An 18,480-nucleotide genomic window follows, 5' to 3' on the forward strand; every position below is an offset into this window, starting at 1 on the left:
TGTGCGGTTGTTGTGCCCCAGAAAACGCTTATCCCGGGGCATTTTTTTGATTGTATCGTTGCGCTTACTTATCGAGCAAGCTCAGGGCTTTGTCGGCCACATTGTCGGCCGTAAAACCAAAGTGTTCCATCAGCGCGCCGCCGGGTGCCGATTCACCAAAGGTGGTCATGCCCACAACCGCACCATTGAAACCGGTATATTTATGCCAGAAGTCCACATGAGCGGCTTCAACGGCCACACGACGTGTTACCGCGGCCGGCAACACTGACTCCTTGTAACTGTCGTCCTGCTGATCGAAGACACTGGTGCTTGGCATGGAGACCACTCTGACGCTGATGCCTTTGGCACTGAGTTTCTCTGCCGCCTGCACGGTAATGGCGACTTCAGAGCCGGTTGCAATCAGGATCACGTCCGCGGTGCCGTCACAATCCTTGAGTACATAGCCTCCTTTGGCCACGTCACTCAGTTGCTGGGCATTGCGCGACTGGGCTTTTAATCCCTGACGGCTGAATACCAGTGCGGTAGGCCCATCGGTACGCTCCAGTGACGCTTTCCAGGCCACCGCCGTTTCAGCGGCATCACAGGGACGCCAGGTCTGCAGGTTAGGGGTCAGACGCAAGTTGGCCAACTGCTCTATGGGTTGGTGAGTGGGCCCGTCCTCCCCCTGACCAATAGAGTCATGGGTATAGACAAAAATATTGGGGATCCCCATCAGCGCTGACATACGCACCGCATTGCGGGCATATTCCATAAACATCAGGAACGTGGCGCCATAAGCGCGGAAGCCGCCGTGCAGACCAATACCGTTCATGATGGCGCTCATACCAAATTCCCGCACACCATAGTAAATATAGTTACCACTGGCATCATCGGCCGTCAGACCTTTGGCCCCCGACCACAAGGTCAGATTGGAACCGGCCAAATCGGCGGAGCCACCAATGACCTCAGGTAAAACCGAGGCAAAGGCTTCGATGCTGTTCTGTGAAGCTTTGCGGCTGGCGATATCTTCCCCTTTGTCCTGACAGGCCTGAATAAACGCCTCGGCGGTCCTGGCAAAATCTGCGGGCAGCTCTCCCTTAAGACGTCGTTCCAGCTCTTTAGCCAGCTCAGGATGGGCTTTGGCATAGGCTGAGAATTTTTCATTCCAGCGCTGTTCACGCTGCGCACCCGCTTCCTTGGCATCCCAGCCAGAATACACCTCGGCTGGCACGTCGAAGGGCGCGTGAGGCCAGTTCAGGTATTCCCGCGCAGCGGCAATTTCATCGTCTCCCAGCGGCGCGCCATGGCAATCGTGGCTTCCGGATTTATTGGGTGACCCAAAACCGATAATGGTCTTGGTGCAAATCAATGTGGGCTTGGCGGTTTCCGCTTGTGCCTGTTCTATGGCCGCTTTGACCTGCTTAGGATCGTGGCCGTCCACATCCTCAATCACGTGCCAGCCATAAGCACGGAAACGTCCGGGGGTATCGTCTGTGAACCATCCTTCAACGTCGCCATCAATGGAAATGCCATTGTCATCCCAAAACGCAATCAATTTGCCCAGCCCCAGGGTGCCCGCTAAGGAGCAGGTTTCATGGGACACCCCTTCCATCAGGCAGCCATCCCCGAGGAAACAGTAAGTGTAGTGATCAATAATCTCGTGGGTCGGACGGTTAAATTGCGCCGCCAGGGTTTTCTCGGCAATCGCCATTCCCACCGCGTTGCTGATGCCCTGCCCCAGTGGGCCGGTTGTGGTTTCCACACCCGGTGCATAACCATACTCGGGATGGCCGGGGGTTTTTGAATGCAGTTGACGGAAGTTTTTGATCTCTTCTATGGGTAAGTCGTACCCAGTGAGGTGCAACAGTGAGTAGATCAACATCGAGCCATGACCATTGGACAACACGAACCGATCCCGGTTGGCCCACTGCGGATTGGCGGGGTTGTGACTCAGAAAATCACACCACAGTACCTGGGCGATATCTGCCATGCCCATCGGGGCACCGGGATGGCCAGATTTGGCTTGTTGTACGGCGTCCATGGACAGGGCGCGGATGGCGTTAGCTAATTGTCGGCGATTGACTTCACTGCTCTGGGGCATAAAAACTCCTGCTGGCGTTAACGGGCTGTTGTGCATTTGGCAAAAAAGGGCGTCTATTCTCGCCCAGCGCCTGTATAACTGCAACGTTGTTGCATCTAATGAAGGCGATAAAAACAGAATAACTTATCCACTCACCGCAGGGTCACCATTGACCGGACAGGGCGAACTGGCAAGCAAACTTAACAAATGGACATTTAGACGTCTAGATGTAAAGGCTGGTATTTTTTGTTCACCAAGGTAGAATGCGACAAAATGCGGTCGATATAGATCGACACACTTTATTACTCGAATAACGGGGACGTTTTATGGCAAAACATCTGTTTACCTCCGAGTCGGTTTCTGAAGGGCATCCCGATAAGATTGCCGATCAGATTTCTGATGCAGTACTGGACGCCATTTTAGAGCAGGACAAAAAAGCCCGGGTAGCGTGCGAAACCTTCGTCAAAACCGGCATGGTCATGGTCGGTGGCGAAATTAATACCACGGCCTGGGTCGATATCGAGCAGCTGGTGCGCGATACCGTACGCGATATCGGTTATACCCACTCCGATATGGGCTTTGATGCTGACTCTTGTGCGGTACTCAATGCCATTGGTAAACAGAGCCCCGATATTAACCAGGGTGTGGATCGCAGCCGTCCTGAAGATCAGGGTGCGGGCGATCAGGGATTGATGTTTGGCTACGCCACCAATGAAACCGACGTGCTCATGCCCGCCCCCATTACCTATGCCCATCGTTTGGTAAAACGCCAGGCAGAGGTACGTAAAAATGGCAGCCTGAGCTGGCTACGCCCTGATGCCAAGAGCCAGGTCACCTTCGCCTATGAAAACGGTAAACCGGTGAGCATCGACGCGGTCGTGTTATCTACCCAACATGACGAAACCATCAGTACCCGCGATCTGACTGACGCGGTGATGGAAGAAATCATCAAGCCGGTTCTGCCTGCTGAATGGCTGACGGCACAGACCAAATACTTTATCAATCCAACCGGTCGTTTTGTGATTGGTGGCCCCATGGGCGATTGCGGCCTGACCGGCCGTAAGATTATTGTCGACACCTACGGCGGCATGGCCCGTCACGGCGGTGGCGCGTTTTCCGGTAAAGATCCCTCAAAAGTCGATCGTTCCGCGACCTATGCCGGACGCTATGTGGCCAAGAACATTGTTGCTGCAGGCCTGGCTGACAAGTGCGAAATTCAGGTGTCTTATGCCATTGGTGTCGCAGAGCCCACGTCCATCAATGTCGATACCTTTGGTACCGGCAAGCTTGACGAAGGCCGGTTAATTGAGCTGGTTCGCGAATTCTTTGATTTGCGTCCTTACGGTCTGCTGAAAATGTTGGATCTGGAGAAGCCCATCTATCAGGCCACTGCGGCCTATGGTCACTTTGGCCGCGATGCCTTCCCCTGGGAAGCCACTGACAAAGCCGAAGCCCTGCGCGCTGCGGCTGGTATTTAAGTTATCAGTTTGCAGCCCTCAGCTTTTCAGAAAAATAGCATAAAGTGACGCACAGAGGCTGATTAGCAGCCTCTGTGCATTCAGCCAACTGCTACCCCATAAACATCTGCGCCTTCAACCTCAATAAACCAGCGTGCAATAGCAGTACTGCGTTTTCTTATTGCTGAAAGCGGATTACGGACTGCTTTGTCCATTGCAGCTTGGCAAATCCCGCCGGGGCGCGCAAAATAGCATGACTGTTTTTACGCAAGGAATTGCCATGACGTTTCGTTTACTCTGTATTTCACTCCTGTGCATAGCCTGTCTCAGTGCCTGCACCACCTCGCCCACCGGCCGCAAGACCATCAAGCTGTATTCCTCTTCCCAGTTAGCCAATATGGGCACACAGGCCTTTGACAGCATGAAGAGCGAACAAAAAGTCTCCTCAAAAACGGTGGAAAATGAATATGTCCGCTGCATTGCCACACACATTGCGCAGCAAGTGCCAGATAACGTGTTTGCCGGTGAATGGGAAGTGGTAGTGTTTGATGAAGACCAGATCAATGCCTTTGCCCTGCCAGGTGGTAAAATTGGTGTCTATACCGGGCTGTTAAACGTGGCGGAGAACCAGCATCAGCTGGCAGCTGTAATTGGCCATGAGGTGGCCCATGTCATTGCCGAGCACGGCAATGAGCGCATGTCCAGCGGCACCCTCATTAATCTGGGGATGGAAGCCACCAATCAGATTTTACAAAGTAATCAGGTAGGACAAACCCCAATGATTATGTCGGCCATTGGTTTAGGTGTTCAGGTGGGCGTGCAGTTGCCCTTCAGTCGCACCCACGAGTCTGAAGCCGATATTATCGGCCTGGATCTGATGGCCAAAGCCGGTTTTGACCCACAGCAATCCGTTAATTTGTGGCAGAACATGGCCAAAGCCAGTGGCGGCCAGCGGCAACCGGAGTTGTTGTCGACTCACCCGGCCCCGGATAGCCGTATCAAAATGCTGCAAAAGAACATGAAAGGCGCCATGCAGTCCTATAAGCTCAGTAAAAATAAGCCCAACTGTCGTCCCTGAGAACCGCTTTTTAGCCAATCAGACTAATGGCATGGCGGTGTCATTAACAATCAGAACGAAAAAGGGAGCCCACGGGCTCCCTGATACTGTTTCAGCTTATTGCGCGTTATTACCTCTTTACGCTTCGCTTTCTTCCTTATGCAAATGCACATCCATTTGTGGGAAGGGAATGCCGATACCTTCCTGGTCGAAACGCAGTTTAACCGCTTCGGTAAAATCAAACTTTAGCGCCCAGTAATCGGCGGTCTTAACCCAGGGACGCACCACAAAGTTGACACTGCTGTCCGCCAGTTCTGACACCGCCACCTGAGGAGCAGGATCTTTCAATATCCGCTCATCGGCCTCCAGCATTTCCTTCAGGATTTCCTTGGCTTTGCGCAGATCGCTGTCATACGAAATCCCTACCACCATATCCACTCGTCGGGTATCCATGGCCGAATAATTGACGATATTGTCACCGTAGATATTGCCATTAGGGACAATCACCATTTTGTTATCCGGTGTGGTAAACATGGTGGTAAAAATACCAATGTGTTTAACGGACCCGGCTGTGCCCCCGGCTTCCACATAATCCCCGGCTTTGAAAGGACGGAATACCAGTAACAACACCCCAGCTGCAAAATTCTGCAGTGAATCTTTCATGGACAGACCAATGGCCAGGCCGGCGGCACCAAATATTGCTACCAATGACGTGGTGTCCACACCCAGCTGATCCAGTGATGCGATGATCACAAAGAGCATTAACAAGGCTTTGATGATGGACTTGATAAAGCTCACCAACATCGTGTCATACTTGGAACGGGCCATGACCTTGCCAAGCAGATTGACAATCACGCTCACCACTATCCGTCCGACAATGAAAATAATCAGCGCAAAGGCGATATTGATTCCCCAGGGAATCAGATAGGTATCGATCATTTCCGCCATTTTTTCAGTTTCAAACATGTCTTCTCTCCTGATGTAAAATACACTCCCAACGCTATACCGATCGGCATAGCTGATGACTCTGTCACAGCGCACACATTTAACGTGTCCGACGACCTTGTTTCGCCCCTTTTCTGAACACCGTCAGACCTTCAAGAGCGGGTCTTGCCGCAGAACATATGCGTATCACTGAGGGAACAATCAGCTATGCAGATTGGTACTGGCTACAGCATAATAGAAGCTCCGGCAAAGGAGCCAGTATTTTCTATGCTGAAAGTGGTACAAGTGCTACCTTACTTGTTAGTATGCCAATACATCTCGGTGAGTAATATCACCGCCCATCGGGTAAACTCGCGCTCTAAATTGACTCATTGCAAACGGACGAAACCACAGCGTTGATCACTTTTTTATTCCAGTTATTCCTTAATCCGGCAAAAACCCTGTTGCGGTTGTTACTGCTATTGAGTCTGGCCTGCCCGCTTTCGGCCTTTGCCGATAGCGCATTGGATCTAAAGATAGAAGGCGCTAACGAGGCGCAGCACTCAAATATACTCGCCTACCTGGGTGCGCTGCCCAAAGACCCGGCACTGGTCAATCGCTTTATCGCCAAAATGCCACAACGCACACAACAGGCGATGATCGCGCTTGGCTATAACACGGCTCAGGTGAATTTGCAGATTGACCGCGAGGTTCAGCCTGTCGAGGTGACACTGAGTATCACTCCTGGAGAGCCGACACGGATCACCCAAATCAACGTCACAGTCTCGGGTGAAGGACAACAGGATCCCGGATTCGAAGACATCATCGCCGCGATTCGCCAGCAAACCGGGGCCGTGCTCAATCACGGAGAGTATGAAGACTGGAAAGATGAGATCCAAAATTATGCCCGTAATCAGGGATATCTGAATGGACGCTGGGTCAACAAAGAGTTACTGGTCGATCCTACACAACACCAGGCCACCATTGTGCTTGAGTATGCATCCGGACAGCGACATCGTTTGGGTGAGATACGCTTTAGTGGCTCGTCTTTGTCAGCTGAGTTATTGGCTCGTCTCTCTCCTTTACAGGAAGACGCGTATTATCAGGTATCTCACCTGAGCAAACTGGAATCGACCCTGCGCAAATCCGGTTATTTTTCCGAGGTGCAGGTTATTCCGCAGATGCAGCAGATCAGCGATTTACATGTGCCCATTAAAGTAAAATTGCAGGATGCCAGCAGCCACAGTTTTCAGGTGGGTCTGGGTTATGTCACGGATACCGGTCCCCGTGCCCAGTTCAACTGGCAAACACCGCGGGTAAACCGGTATGGACACAGTCAGCAAACCACCATTCGGTATTCCACGGTTAATCCCTATGTAAACTTTTTCTACAAGATTCCGGGACAGGATCCCAATAACCAGCATTACCAGTTACGTCTGGGACTTGAGAAGAATGATTTTGGCGATTTGGCCAGTAACCAACAGCACGCCGCCGTAGTCAGGCAGGATGTGAAAGGGCGCTGGGTAGTGAACACGCAGGTGCGCTGGCTGTCTGAGCAGTGGAGTCTGGATGGTCAGGATTTTGAAGGCAATTACTTGCTGCCCGGTATTGCCCTCTCTCGCACCCGTCGTCAGGGTCCGGTACGGGATCCTTCCGGTGGCTTTATGCAAAGTTATCAGCTTGAGGTCACTGACGATGCAATTGGCTCGGCAGGACGTTTATTTCGCGCCACCGCATTCTGGAAGTGGCTGGATCGCTGGGATGATCACCGTTTGGTATTGCGCGCACAGCTGGGGGCAAATATTACCGGTTCTGATGATAACGAGGATATTGCTCCGTCCCTGCGCTTCTTTGCCGGTGGCGATCAGAGCATCAGGGGCTTCGCCTACAACAGCCTCGGTCCAGTTCGTCAGATTGATACCGGTACTAGCATAGAAGACATCGTGGTCGGTGGTAAATTGCTGGCGGTAGCTTCAGCGGAATATCAGCACTACCTCAATAACAACTGGCGGCTTGCACTCTTTACCGATGCCGGGAATGCCTTTAACCGGGGGCACTTTGAACTCAAACAATCGGTGGGTACCGGATTGCATTGGCTGTCGCCTGTCGGCGCCATTCGTCTGGAAGTGGCCTATGGGATTAGCGAAGACAACCCGCCGTGGCGTCTGCATATCAGTATGGGGGCCGAACTGTGAGTAAAAGGCTCAATCTCAAGCGCTGGCTGCGTTGGATACTCATTACCCTTGGGGTACTCCTGCTGCTGATTGCCGCTGCCATTTTCTGGATAGGCGGCACACAGAGTGGCAGTCACTGGGCATTACAACAAGCCAGAGCGGTTGTGCCCGCGTTCAACTATCAAAGCAGCAGCGGCAGTTTGCTAAGAGGCATAACCCTGACGGGGGTAACCTACAGCGACAACAGCATTACACTGAACGTGGCAGAGGTGTCTTTGGATCTCTCCGCCCGGGCACTGCTGCTGCCACGACTGCAAATACAGCGACTGGTGGCAAAGGGCATAGACGCGACGCTGCCGGAGTCCAATTCCCCATCGCCCGAGCCAGGCACATTTAATGGCACACAGAAAATTGATCTGCCCCACTGGTTGCCCCCCATTCGGGTCAGCCAGCTGCAATTACAAAACGTTTCATTACAAACCCCTTCACTGAGGATGAGCTGGCAGCAACTGGATGCCAAAGCGAGACTGAATAAGGCGCGCTTTACCCTGTCGACACTGTCGCTGTTAAAGCTGCACCTGGTGCTAGCAGAAAACAGCTCTGGCGAAACTAACGAGGGACCCTGGCCGCTTGCTGCATTGCCTCATATGATTGCACCGGTCAATACGCTTATCGAGGACCTGCGCCTGATGCAGACGCGTATTGAACAGCCTGGTTCTGATACCCGGATTGCCGAGCTTAAACTCAAACTAAGCTGGCTTTCAGACAAACTTAGCATCAAGACGCTCAGCATCGATGCGCCCGCTTTCGGTACCCTGGCCATGCAGGCAGACGCGACACTCAAACATCCGTATCCTGTGACCCTGTCGAGTACCTTCAGGCCCTCAGCGTCCCTGCTACCTGAAAACATCGACCGTGGTCGCTGGCAGCTGCTGGCAAGAGGCGACCTGACGCGCCTCAACACATCACTGACGCAAGAAAAACTCTTCATCCTTGAAGGCCAGGCCAATCTCACCGACGCCCTGCTCCCCTTTGAGGTCAACTGGACCTTACAACCCTCGCCACAACTTCTGGCGCTGCTGCCTGTGAACATACCAGCCGAAGCGCAATTGCAACTGATTGATGCCAGTGGCCGTATCAATGGCAACCTGAAAAAGCAGATTCTGTCCGCCAATTTAGGCTTCAGCGGCGCAGGATTGGGCCCCAGGCAACCTGCACGCATTAGCCTTAACGCCGAACATCATTCAAAACAGCTACAGGCTATCCGACTCAAGCTGGACGACGCGGATACGGGCTCCTCTTTGGTGTTGTCAGGCGCGCTGAATTATGAACAGCCGCTACAGGCACAGCTGAACGGCGATATCACCCATCTTGCGGTGGATACCCCCCTGTTGCCCTACCTGGGCCACATAAAGGGGCAAATCCAGCTAGACGGCAATATGAGTGAACAGCAGTGGCAGCTCAATGTGCATCACACCGAGCTACTCGGCAGCCTCAACAATACCCCCTTGTCGGTATCCGCGATGGGGCAGATCACGCAAACCAATGACCTATTGAGTATCAGTGAACTCAACCTTGCAGGTAAAGCCCTGGGCGCCGAGCTGAATATCGCCGGTCGGGTTGACAAAAACTGGGCCATCACCGGGACTCTGACCAGCAAGGATCTGAGCCTGATAACCGATACCGTACAGGGCGAAATGGCAACCCGCTTTAATCTCAGTGGAGACCTTAAAACCCCTACACTGACCACTTCAGGTAATCTGGCAAGACTGAATTACCAGCAATACCAAAGCAATGACCTGAGCTTCGAAGCACAGTATCAGCACCGCGACAATCCCATTGTTGATGTGCAGGTAACGGCGCCCGCCATTCATATTGACGCACAACGGCTACTGCATGCCGAATTGTCGTTAGTGGGCTCACAAAACGATCATCAGCTCCGTGTTGACGTTGGCGGTGACCTGCAGGCCAGCGCCAGTATCTCAGGAAGCGCCGACCAGTCACTGAGGCAGTGGCAGGGACAACTGCAAACCTTGAGTGTGAGCGCGATGAAAGAGCACTGGCAGCTCGCTGAGCGCACCGGTATCCGTGTTACTGATGGCCAGCTCAGTATCGATGCCCATTGCTACAAGGGCAAGTTCAGTCAAATTTGCCTTGAGCAACCGCTGAGGCTGCCAGAGACAAAAGATATTCTGATCAGTGCCGAGATGGATTACGGTGAATGGGCCAAGCAGACGCCCGGCAGTCAGCGCCTGTCCGGGCAGGCCAGTCTGCAGGGAAAAATCGGCTTAGTGGAGCAAGGTTTACCCCAACTGGATATTAACCTGACAAGCAGTGCCGGTAGTCTGCATTACGTCAGCGAAAGCGAAGAGATTGCCCTGCTGGACTGGCAGCAAGGCAGCTTCGCCCTGCAATCACAAAATCAGCAACTGGTTTTAACGGGCGAGCTCAAACGTGCTGACAGTGAGCCCTTGCTGAATGTGAAGATGGCGCTGAGCGACAGGGACTCGCAAAGTGTGCAAGGCAGGCTACTCCTCACCCCCATTCCCTTGCAGAGTTTTAAGCAATTTGTGCCCGAGTTCAATGAGCTTAAGGGTACCCTGGCTGCCGACATCAGAGTCAGTGGCGCGCTCTACCAGCCAAAGCTGTCCGGACAGTTGCTGGTTGAAAACACACAACTCAGGTTGTCGGCAAATCAGACTGGTATTCAGGATCTCAACCTGAAAATCGATTTCGAGGGCAACTCGACTCATTTCACTGGACAGTTTGCCATGGGTGAGGGCTCAGCCACGTTACAGGGCAACAGCAACTGGGATACCAGCAAGCAAGATTGGCGCGATGCACTGACTCTGGAGGCATCTCTGCAGGGCAATGCCCTGCAATTGCAATCATTGCCTGAACTACGTGCAACGGTCAGCCCGGATATGCAGGTCAGCTTTGACCAACACCTGAGCCTGTCAGGTCGGCTCAATATCGACAAGGGTGCATTGGCCCTCACCACGTTACCCCCCTCTGCCACAGCGGTGTCAGATGACATGCAACTGGTCGGTGAGCAGAGACGGCAACAGCAAGCCCCCCTTTGCTGTCAAATGAATGTGGATCTTACGATTGTGGAACCTTTCTCGGTAACGGGTTTTGGCTTTCAGGGAGGCATCATGGGGGCGCTGCAGGCCCGCAAAGACCTGGAAACGCCTGTGCAACTCTTTGGTAACCTGAGTGTGGCTCAGGGTACCTATAAAGCCTATGGCCAGAACCTGGAAGTCAAAGACGGTCGTCTGCAGTTCGTCGGTCCACCGAAAAATCCCATGGTGCAACTGCGTGCCATTCGCCCACTGCGCGGCACTAATGTGGAAGCCGGTATACAAGCCAGTGGTCCGGCTAACAATATCATTGTCGAATTATTCTCCAATCCGGTGATGGAGCAAAGTGAGATTCTCTCCTATCTTATCCGGGGACGTGCGCCGGATTCAGAAAGTGGCGACGGACGTTCCATGGCCCTGGTTATGGCAGCCAATCAGGGCATTGATTTGACCAGTTCAAGCGGACTGACCGAGGCCCTTAATGAGATTCCACTGATCAGTGATATCAGCCTCGATACTGAAACCGACGCCGTTAGCGGCGATAGCATGGCGACAGTAAGCGGTTACATTGGTGAACGCATCTACCTCAAATACGGCGTGGGCATTGTCGAACCCGTCAGTCAGGTCACGGTACGCTTCTATCTGCTCAATCAGTTGTGGTTAGAAGCGGTCAACAGCCTGCAACGCTCCATGGATCTGTACTACAGTTTTGAGGTGGAATAAACACAGCCGGGAGTCTTGAAAAGACCTCAGCAGATGGTCATTTGCGGCTGACTATCATAGACTTGGCGGATACACTTATTCCGCCAAATCCATCATTAAATGCGAATACCACGAATCTACCATCCCCATTTGCTCAGCGTCGACACAGAGGTCGAGCTTGAGTCCGATGCGATCAATCATGTCGCCAACGTGCTGCGACTGAAAAATGGCCATCCACTGGTGTTATTTAACGGTGATGGCAACGAATATCCTGCCACCTTAGTACAGGTGGAACGCCGCAAAGCCAAAGTCAGCATCGACGCCAAGCTGGGTATGAGCTGCGAATCCCCCCTTCCCATTCATCTCGGACAGGGCATTTCCAAAGGTGATCGCATGGACACAGTGTTGCAAAAGTCGGTAGAGCTGGGGGTCACGGAGATCACGCCATTGCTCACGGAACGATGCGTGGTCAAAATTGACCAACAGCGCTGGCAGAAAAAACATCAGCAATGGCAAAAAATTATTATTGGCGCCTGCGAGCAGTGTGGCCGCAATACGGTGCCAACACTGCACCCGGTGATGGCATTCAGCGAGTGGGTCAGAGAATCCACTAATGCACTGCGCCTGACGCTGGACCCAGCGGCGCAGAAGTTGTTCAGAGATCTCAGTGCCAATCAGCATGGCTTCAGACTGCTCATTGGTCCGGAGGGAGGCCTGAGTAAACAGGAGGTGTATCAGACACAAGAGCAGGGCTTTACGCCCGCCAAGCTGGGTCCGAGGGTGCTACGCACCGAAACTGCGGCCATTGCCGCCATCGCCTCGCTGCAAAGCCGCTTTGGCGATCTTTAGCAGGTTGGCGATGTGTGCTGCAAAGTTTCCCGGTCTCACTATGTCGGATAGGCCTCAATGCCCCCAATGTAACACTTCAGCGTACTGCTGGACCCAGCGCGGCAAAAACATGAATCGTATTGTGGCCTTTTGCCCCCCCAGTTTTTGCCTTTGTAATCATTTCGGTGAGTGAAATTTTCCACACCATTGCAGTCTTATTCAGGCCACCCGGCAGATTCCGACAAATGCCACACCTGACACAGCAAGCACCAAATGCCTCGTCAGTAACGATACTAATCATGACTTTAGGCACATTATCTCAGCGGGTGATTGGCCTACACTAGGCTTGCGATCACACCAACCCGAGAGAAGAATGAGCCACCCAGCCCCAAATTTAATCCTTTCACGGTCTGCCGGTATAACTCTGCTAGTGCTTTTCCTGCTATACGAAATACCGGTAAGAATGTTGCTGCAACCCGACCCCTGGTTACTGTCTGCAGAGCATTGGTATTTTTCACAACCTCTGCGGCTGGTCACTGAGCTCGCATTGCTGGCTTCGTTATGCCTGATCACATTCAGGTTACTGCCGACGCTACTTAGCCTTCCCAGGCGATGCTATCCGCATCTGGTCGTTGGAGTGCTCGCCAGCGCCCTGTTGTTTGGCGTGATGGAGTGGCAACAGTTCAGCGCCAGCTTAGAAGCCCCTGTTACCCGATTTCTGATGTGGTTACTAAGCGGGTTTGCCATCGGTATGGGCCAGGAACTGCTTTACCGCGGCTGGTTATTTACCGCACTACGATCCCGCTTCTCATATGCTTACTCGGCAGGACTGACCACCCTGGCTTTCGTGCTCGCACCTCTGCATTCTGTAAGACTGTGGGAATACCTGCAAAAAGGTGAGTTAACAGTGGTGATGATATTAGTCGCGATCTATATCGGTGCCAGCTTTGCCTTTCAATGGCTCAGAGATATCAGTCGCAGTGCCCTCTTGCCCGCCATAGTGCATGGCGTAGGGAACGCGATCACCTGGACCGCTGTCTTTACACTGGTGCGATAGATGCTATCCAAACAAGACTGAGTCTTTCGTTTTATTCAGCCCTGCCTGGCGTTACAGCAGTGACTTATGCTGTTACCCGGCTGCCTGTACGATCCATGGATGAGTCACAAAACCCAGATTATGACGCCGGCACTGATCCGTCATAGTCTGTTTAACGGGCTTAGCATCATTGCTCTCACCATTGCTGTATTCAGCGGATGAATCAATCACAAAGGTGACTTTTGGCACATGCCTGAGCTGCCAGTGGTGGGCACACTAACCTTCCGTTTTTAAGGAAGCTATTACCATGATCAGGTTTATACATAGTGCCACGCTTATTATCACGCTGGGTTTCGCTACCAGCGTGGCTGTTGCTCTTCCCAACAAAAACGCCGGGCTGGGCATTAACCTTACCGGCCTGTCCTACTGATCCAGCCAATGGACCTTGCTGGGAATGTGTCTGAGTTATCAGCCTCTATTTCGGCCAACTAAGCTGTAGATACTAGCTCTGCTCCGAGAATCGATTGCTACTGTTTTAACGGTAGCAATCGTTCCTGCCAGTCCAGCCAGAACTGCTCCCGGGCATCTGACGGCTCAAACCACTGCTTATTGATCGCCCTCAGCGGCCCCTGGCGCAGGTCTTCTATATTGGCATTAATATCGTTGATAAGCGGCGTGGTCACCGCGCTTTTGCTGCACACTACCGCACCAAATCCGTATTCACGAACATGTTCCTGCAGGGGGATAAAGTGCATATTCAGTTGAGGATCGAGACTGTTGGCATAGCGCACCATAAAAGGGTAATCAATCGTGTAATCTGCCCTTCCCTGGGCCAGCATACGATAGAGGCTGAAGGTACTGTTGTAGCCCCCGCTGCGGCGCAAGACTTTGCCTTTTTCCTCAAAGGGTTTAATCAGTTCGTTTAACACCGGACCCAAATTGCGGCCGTCCTGAAGTAACAAGATTTGGTCGGAGGATTGAATGAAGCTGGCAAATGAAAGTGGCCGCGCAGCGGGAAACTGATTTAACTGCGACTGATGCACCACCATGCCATGCCATTCGAACATCAGCACCGGAGCCGACCAGACAATATCTTCCCTGGGCATACCGTTTTCATTTGGCCACCGATAGAACCCGGTTGAAGTGCAAGCATTGTCCTGCGTTGCCAGCCAATCAACCAGTCTTGAAAAGGTGGTGGTAATGGGCTGATGGCGATACCCCGGTAGCGCGTCAAATAGCGCCGCTTCAATCTGGTCACCATAACCCTGACCTTGCATTGGTCCTTCCATGATCCATGAGGGCGCCCAATCCACCTGCATCCATAAAATCTTTGGCTTCACGTCTTCTGCGCTGGCTAACAGCGCAACCATGCAAAGCCATGACAACACAATGGATTTGGATAAGATCGTATAAAACCCTGAATATGACATCATCGCACTTGGCCTTTGTGGACTGTATTTACCATAAATTAGCCAAACCGGAAATGCGAGCAATGGGTGCGAATTTCAGCTAATCAGCCCTAATTCTATGGCTCTTAGCACCGCTCTGGTGCGATCTCTGACGCCAAGTTTCGCCAGCAGATTGGAAACCTGATTCTTGACGGTGCCCTCTGATTTAAACAATGACTGGGCAATTTCTTTATTACTGCATCCGGCGGCCATCAGGCGCAAAATCTCCCGCTCCTTATCGGACAAGGCCTCGGGTTGCTGATAGTGTTCGAAGTCAGATTTCAGTCCCTTAAGTGAATCCATCAGGGTAGAGGTGATGGCAGGCTGAATCAGGGTTTCGCCACGATGTACGGTTTCAATGCCGGCGATCAGATTTTCCAGGGAGACATCCTTGAGCAGATAACCTTTGGCTCCTGCCTTCAGGGCCTTGAGTAACAATTCATGATCATCAAAGGTGGTGAGAATGATGACTGGCGTAGAAATACCCTGCTCTGACATGGCATTAAGTGCCTGAATACCATCCATTCTGGGCATACGAATGTCCATCAGGATAACATCAGCCTGATGAGGATGCTCCTGCAGCCAGCTCAGTGCCTGCTCTCCATCATTGGCCTGCGCCACCAACTTCACCTTATCTGACAAGCCCAGTAAACTGGCGATACCCTGGCGTAAGAGCTGTTGGTCGTCCACCAGCAACAAATTTATCACGGTTTTTCCTCCGGCCAGCTCAGCAGAGTCGAAAACCCCGCATCAGTGGCATCAAACTGCACCCTTCCCCCCAACGCTTCCACCCTCTCACGCAGACCATTAAGGCCATTCCCGGGTAAGAAGTCTCCCCCCTCGCCATTGTCTCTGATGCTAAGCGCAAGCCAGCCATCGGATTGATACAATCTTATCCACATTTTATCGGCATGACCGTGTTTTAAACTGTTGGTGAGACTTTCACGCACGCACATCAACACCATATTGGCCTGCTCAATATCGGTCACCTGAGTCTCAAGTTCCACCTTCACCTCCAGCCTGGGGACATTATCTGTCAGTAACGCCAGTGCCTGCTGCAAATTGAGCGCCGAGCCTTTACGGATATCGGATACCGCCTCCCGGACATCGCTGAGTAGTAACGCAGCGATGCTGTGGCACTGCTCCATCAGCTGACGCACATCGCCATCGGTTTTACGCTGAGCCACCTGCAGGTTAATAGAAAGGGCCGTCAAATGATGCCCGAGCAGATCATGAATATTTCTGGCGATGCGGGTTCGCTCAGCTTGCTTACTGGCCTGGCTCAAGAGAGCCTGAGTCGCCATCAGCTCGCGATTGACCTCTTCAGCACGGGCTCGGGCGCGCTGCTCCTTCAGGGCTGTATTCATCATAATCAGGGCAAACAGGTTGAAGCTCCAGAACAATAAAGCGGTGATCCCCGCATACTCCTCCTGCCAGTAAAAGCGTAGCACCAGATACAAAGGTAATGACCATAACGGCGACAGCCACACCGCCTGCTTAAACGATAACAAGTGCGGCATCATGGCAGAGGCCAGCACCATCAGAATCGCCCCATAACTATAGGGGACCAGCAGATACAGTCCTACGACCAGCACCATGACGCTGAGCAGCAAGGTCCAGCGTACACCTTTGTCATGCCGGTAAGGCTTGTCTCTGATCATCGCCAGAAACAGACCGATGAACAACAGGTACCCCGCCGACGCACTGACAACACGCCAGTGATCCCAGCTCAGCTGTTTTTGCAGAAAGTAGACTGACGAACCGGCTACCAGGGCCCAGGTCAGCAATGCACTGAGGATCTCAGTATCAAGTTTTGGGAATGCTTTCATGGTCTCAGCATAAGTGAGTTTAATCAGCACTCCAATAGGCCAAAGGTCATTTAATACAAGGTGACTTTTGGCACTACGGCGTATGTTGCGTCGGATCTACACTGGCATCCTTCAACAAAGGAGAGTCCTGATGTTAATGCTACATAATGTGCTACTGATGTTTCATATCGCTGTTGGCTCTGCCGCGCTGTTGCTGTTTTGGGTGCCGGCACTGACCAAAAAAGGCAGCATGGATCATAATAAATTCGGGCGCTACTACGCCAACGTCATGTACCTGGTGGCCGCCAGCGGATTTATCATGTCTGTTATTACCTTAATGGCACCTCTGGCGATACATGGTTCGGATGTTCGCCCTGAAGACGCACAATATGCCAGTGCCCGCATCCGTCAGTTCGCCTTCTTTTTACTTTATCTGAGCTGGCTGGTACTGACATCCATTCGACATGGTGTACTGGTGCTCAAATGCAAAAATGACAGAGGCCCCTTGCTTAAATTTTCGCACCTGAGCCTTCTACTGGTGCTTTTTGTAGGGGGCATCGGGCTCTTTATCCAGGGCGTTTATGGGAACAGAGTGCTGGATATGATCTTCGCAGCACTTGGGATGTTCATCGCCGCCGGAATGCTGCATTACGTGTTCCGCAATCAACTCAAGCCAAGGCAGTGGTGGGTCGAACACCTGGGCGCAATGATCGGGTCAGGCATTGGCGCTTATACCGCTTTTTTTGCCTTTGGCGCCAGAGCCGTTCTTGCCGACAGTGGATATATCCAGTTAATTGCCTGGGTCGCACCCGGGGTCATTGGCAGTATCGTTATTGCCATACAAAGCCGCAAATACACCATTAAGTTTACTCAATCTAAGGTCGCGAAATGAAAAAGATCATTCTGTTACTCACGCTCATCAGCACCAATATTTATGCAGACTTACAAGCGGCCATCACCGCCTATCAACAAGGTCACAATGACACGGCCAAAGTGCTATTCAGTGAGGCACTGGAGCAGGTTGAGGCTAAGATCTACCTGGCCAGAATCTGGCAGAATCAGGACCTGGACGCTGCAGAACAATGGATAGAACAAGCCCTTGAACAAGATCCTGACAACCCCCTCGCCCATTTCGTGAAGGGATCGGTCATGGCGAATCAGGCCTCCGACAGCAGCATCTTTTCTGCTTACGGCTACGCCAAAGCGTCCCTCGCGGGGTTTAAAAAGGCGGTAGCCCTGGCACCTGAACAGGTCAGGTTCCGACAAGGGCTAATGCAGTTTTATCTTCAGGCTCCCGGTATTGCTGGAGGTAGTGAAGAGCAAGCATGGCAACAAGTGGAAGAGATTGAACGCCTGAGCCCGCTTGATGGCATTAAAGCCAGACTGGCCTTCTACAAAGAAACAAAAAACAGTGAAGAGTATGAGTTGTTGTTATTTAAAGCCAGGCAAACATATCGCGACAAAGCCGACTTCCATTACCTCGCGGCATTAGATCTTCAGAGCAAAAAACGCTATTCAGAGGCCCTGGAATTGTTTGAAAGAGCATCGCTTCTGCCCGGTGAAGATACCGGCGCCGAACTCGACAATTACCAGTCCCTTTATCAGGTTGGGCGCACTGCAGTGTTGGCTCAAGATTTTATCGAGAAGGGAATTCAGGCGCTTGAGCGGTATCTGCAACAAGCACCGGATAGCCGTCAATTGCCACAGAAGTACTGGGCCCGCTTCAGGCTGGCCAACTTACTCGAGCTCAAGGGAGAAAATAATGAAGCACAGCAAATCTATCAGAACTTGCTGGCTATCGACGATAAGCTGTTGCATGAGCGGGTTAAAAAAGCCCTGCAACAGAGTTGAAAAGGACCGCGTCAGTGACTATTAAGAGAAGCTGAACCTCAAAACCAGGATAGCTT

At 52.2% G+C, this 18,480-nt stretch carries 15 protein-coding genes; 10 read left to right on the top strand and 5 right to left on the bottom strand.

Translation table 11 applies throughout. From position 1 onward, the window contains the following. Positions 1 to 64 precede the first annotated feature (64 nt). On the bottom strand, positions 65 to 2,080 hold the full coding sequence (tkt, locus tag CCY32_RS07005) for a transketolase (RefSeq protein ID WP_088329885.1): 2,016 nt from the start codon (positions 2,078 to 2,080) through the stop codon (positions 65 to 67). 305 nt (positions 2,081 to 2,385) lie between these two features. On the opposite strand from tkt, the gene metK reads away from it, so the two are divergent. Both metK and CCY32_RS07015 read left to right on the top strand, forming a co-directional pair. After that, positions 2,386 to 3,537 (top strand): methionine adenosyltransferase, encoded by a 1,152-nt coding sequence (gene metK / locus CCY32_RS07010; protein ID WP_088329886.1) that lies wholly within the window; start codon positions 2,386 to 2,388, stop codon positions 3,535 to 3,537. 259 nt (positions 3,538 to 3,796) lie between these two features. Then, positions 3,797 to 4,594: a M48 family metallopeptidase gene (locus tag CCY32_RS07015; RefSeq protein WP_168171446.1), complete on the top strand. Its 798-nt coding sequence runs from the start codon at positions 3,797 to 3,799 to the stop codon at positions 4,592 to 4,594. A gap of 117 nt (positions 4,595 to 4,711) precedes the next feature. Here CCY32_RS07015 and CCY32_RS07020 read toward each other — a convergent pair whose 3' ends face one another. Continuing rightward, a complete protein-coding gene (locus CCY32_RS07020; protein ID WP_088329887.1) occupies positions 4,712 to 5,539 on the bottom strand; it encodes a mechanosensitive ion channel domain-containing protein in 828 nt (275 codons plus the stop codon). Between the two features lie 374 nt (positions 5,540 to 5,913). Here CCY32_RS07020 and CCY32_RS07025 point away from each other — a divergent pair, with 374 nt between their 5' ends. The 6 genes from CCY32_RS07025 (at position 5,914) to CCY32_RS17445 (ending at position 13,747) form a co-directional block, all read left to right on the top strand. Further along, positions 5,914 to 7,692, top strand: a complete 1,779-nt coding sequence (locus CCY32_RS07025; protein WP_088329888.1) for an autotransporter assembly complex family protein — start codon at positions 5,914 to 5,916, stop codon at positions 7,690 to 7,692. Next, positions 7,689 to 11,474, top strand: coding sequence for a translocation/assembly module TamB domain-containing protein (locus CCY32_RS07030; protein WP_088329889.1), 3,786 nt, complete (start codon positions 7,689 to 7,691; stop codon positions 11,472 to 11,474). The genes CCY32_RS07025 and CCY32_RS07030 overlap by 4 nt, the downstream gene beginning before the upstream one ends. A gap of 99 nt (positions 11,475 to 11,573) precedes the next feature. Further along, positions 11,574 to 12,302, top strand: a complete 729-nt coding sequence (locus CCY32_RS07035) for a 16S rRNA (uracil(1498)-N(3))-methyltransferase (protein WP_088329890.1) — start codon at positions 11,574 to 11,576, stop codon at positions 12,300 to 12,302. 442 nt (positions 12,303 to 12,744) lie between these two features. Continuing rightward, positions 12,745 to 13,338, top strand: a complete 594-nt coding sequence (locus CCY32_RS07040; RefSeq protein WP_246840553.1) for a CPBP family intramembrane glutamic endopeptidase — start codon at positions 12,745 to 12,747, stop codon at positions 13,336 to 13,338. 66 nt (positions 13,339 to 13,404) lie between these two features. Next, the gene (locus CCY32_RS17440) at positions 13,405 to 13,539 is read left to right on the top strand and encodes a hypothetical protein (protein ID WP_281492505.1); all 135 of its coding nucleotides are present in this window, start codon (positions 13,405 to 13,407) and stop codon (positions 13,537 to 13,539) included. A gap of 85 nt (positions 13,540 to 13,624) precedes the next feature. After that, positions 13,625 to 13,747, top strand: coding sequence for a hypothetical protein (locus CCY32_RS17445; RefSeq protein ID WP_281492506.1), 123 nt, complete (start codon positions 13,625 to 13,627; stop codon positions 13,745 to 13,747). A 97-nt stretch (positions 13,748 to 13,844) separates the two neighbouring features. Here CCY32_RS17445 and CCY32_RS07045 read toward each other — a convergent pair whose 3' ends face one another. The 3 genes from CCY32_RS07045 to CCY32_RS07055 all read right to left on the bottom strand — a co-directional run bounded on the left by CCY32_RS07045 (position 13,845) and on the right by CCY32_RS07055 (position 16,594). Next, positions 13,845 to 14,750, bottom strand: a complete 906-nt coding sequence (locus CCY32_RS07045) for a hypothetical protein (RefSeq protein ID WP_088329892.1) — start codon at positions 14,748 to 14,750, stop codon at positions 13,845 to 13,847. 72 nt (positions 14,751 to 14,822) lie between these two features. Then, on the bottom strand, positions 14,823 to 15,473 hold the full coding sequence (locus tag CCY32_RS07050; RefSeq protein WP_088329893.1) for a response regulator transcription factor: 651 nt from the start codon (positions 15,471 to 15,473) through the stop codon (positions 14,823 to 14,825). Continuing rightward, on the bottom strand, positions 15,470 to 16,594 hold the full coding sequence (locus tag CCY32_RS07055) for a histidine kinase (RefSeq protein WP_088329894.1): 1,125 nt from the start codon (positions 16,592 to 16,594) through the stop codon (positions 15,470 to 15,472). Before CCY32_RS07055 ends, CCY32_RS07050 begins: the two co-directional genes overlap by 4 nt. A 130-nt stretch (positions 16,595 to 16,724) precedes the next feature. On the opposite strand from CCY32_RS07055, the gene CCY32_RS07060 reads away from it, so the two are divergent. Together CCY32_RS07060 and CCY32_RS07065 are read left to right on the top strand one after the other, a co-directional pair. After that, positions 16,725 to 17,465: a hypothetical protein gene (locus CCY32_RS07060; protein ID WP_088329895.1), complete on the top strand. Its 741-nt coding sequence runs from the start codon at positions 16,725 to 16,727 to the stop codon at positions 17,463 to 17,465. Beyond that, entirely contained in the window at positions 17,462 to 18,424 is a 963-nt protein-coding gene (locus CCY32_RS07065) for a hypothetical protein (protein ID WP_088329896.1), read from the top strand. The genes CCY32_RS07060 and CCY32_RS07065 overlap by 4 nt, the downstream gene beginning before the upstream one ends. Positions 18,425 to 18,480: the final 56 nt, after the last annotated feature.

It is taken from the genome of Lacimicrobium sp. SS2-24, from assembly GCF_002201535.1.
GTDB lineage: Bacteria > Pseudomonadota > Gammaproteobacteria > Enterobacterales > Alteromonadaceae > Lacimicrobium.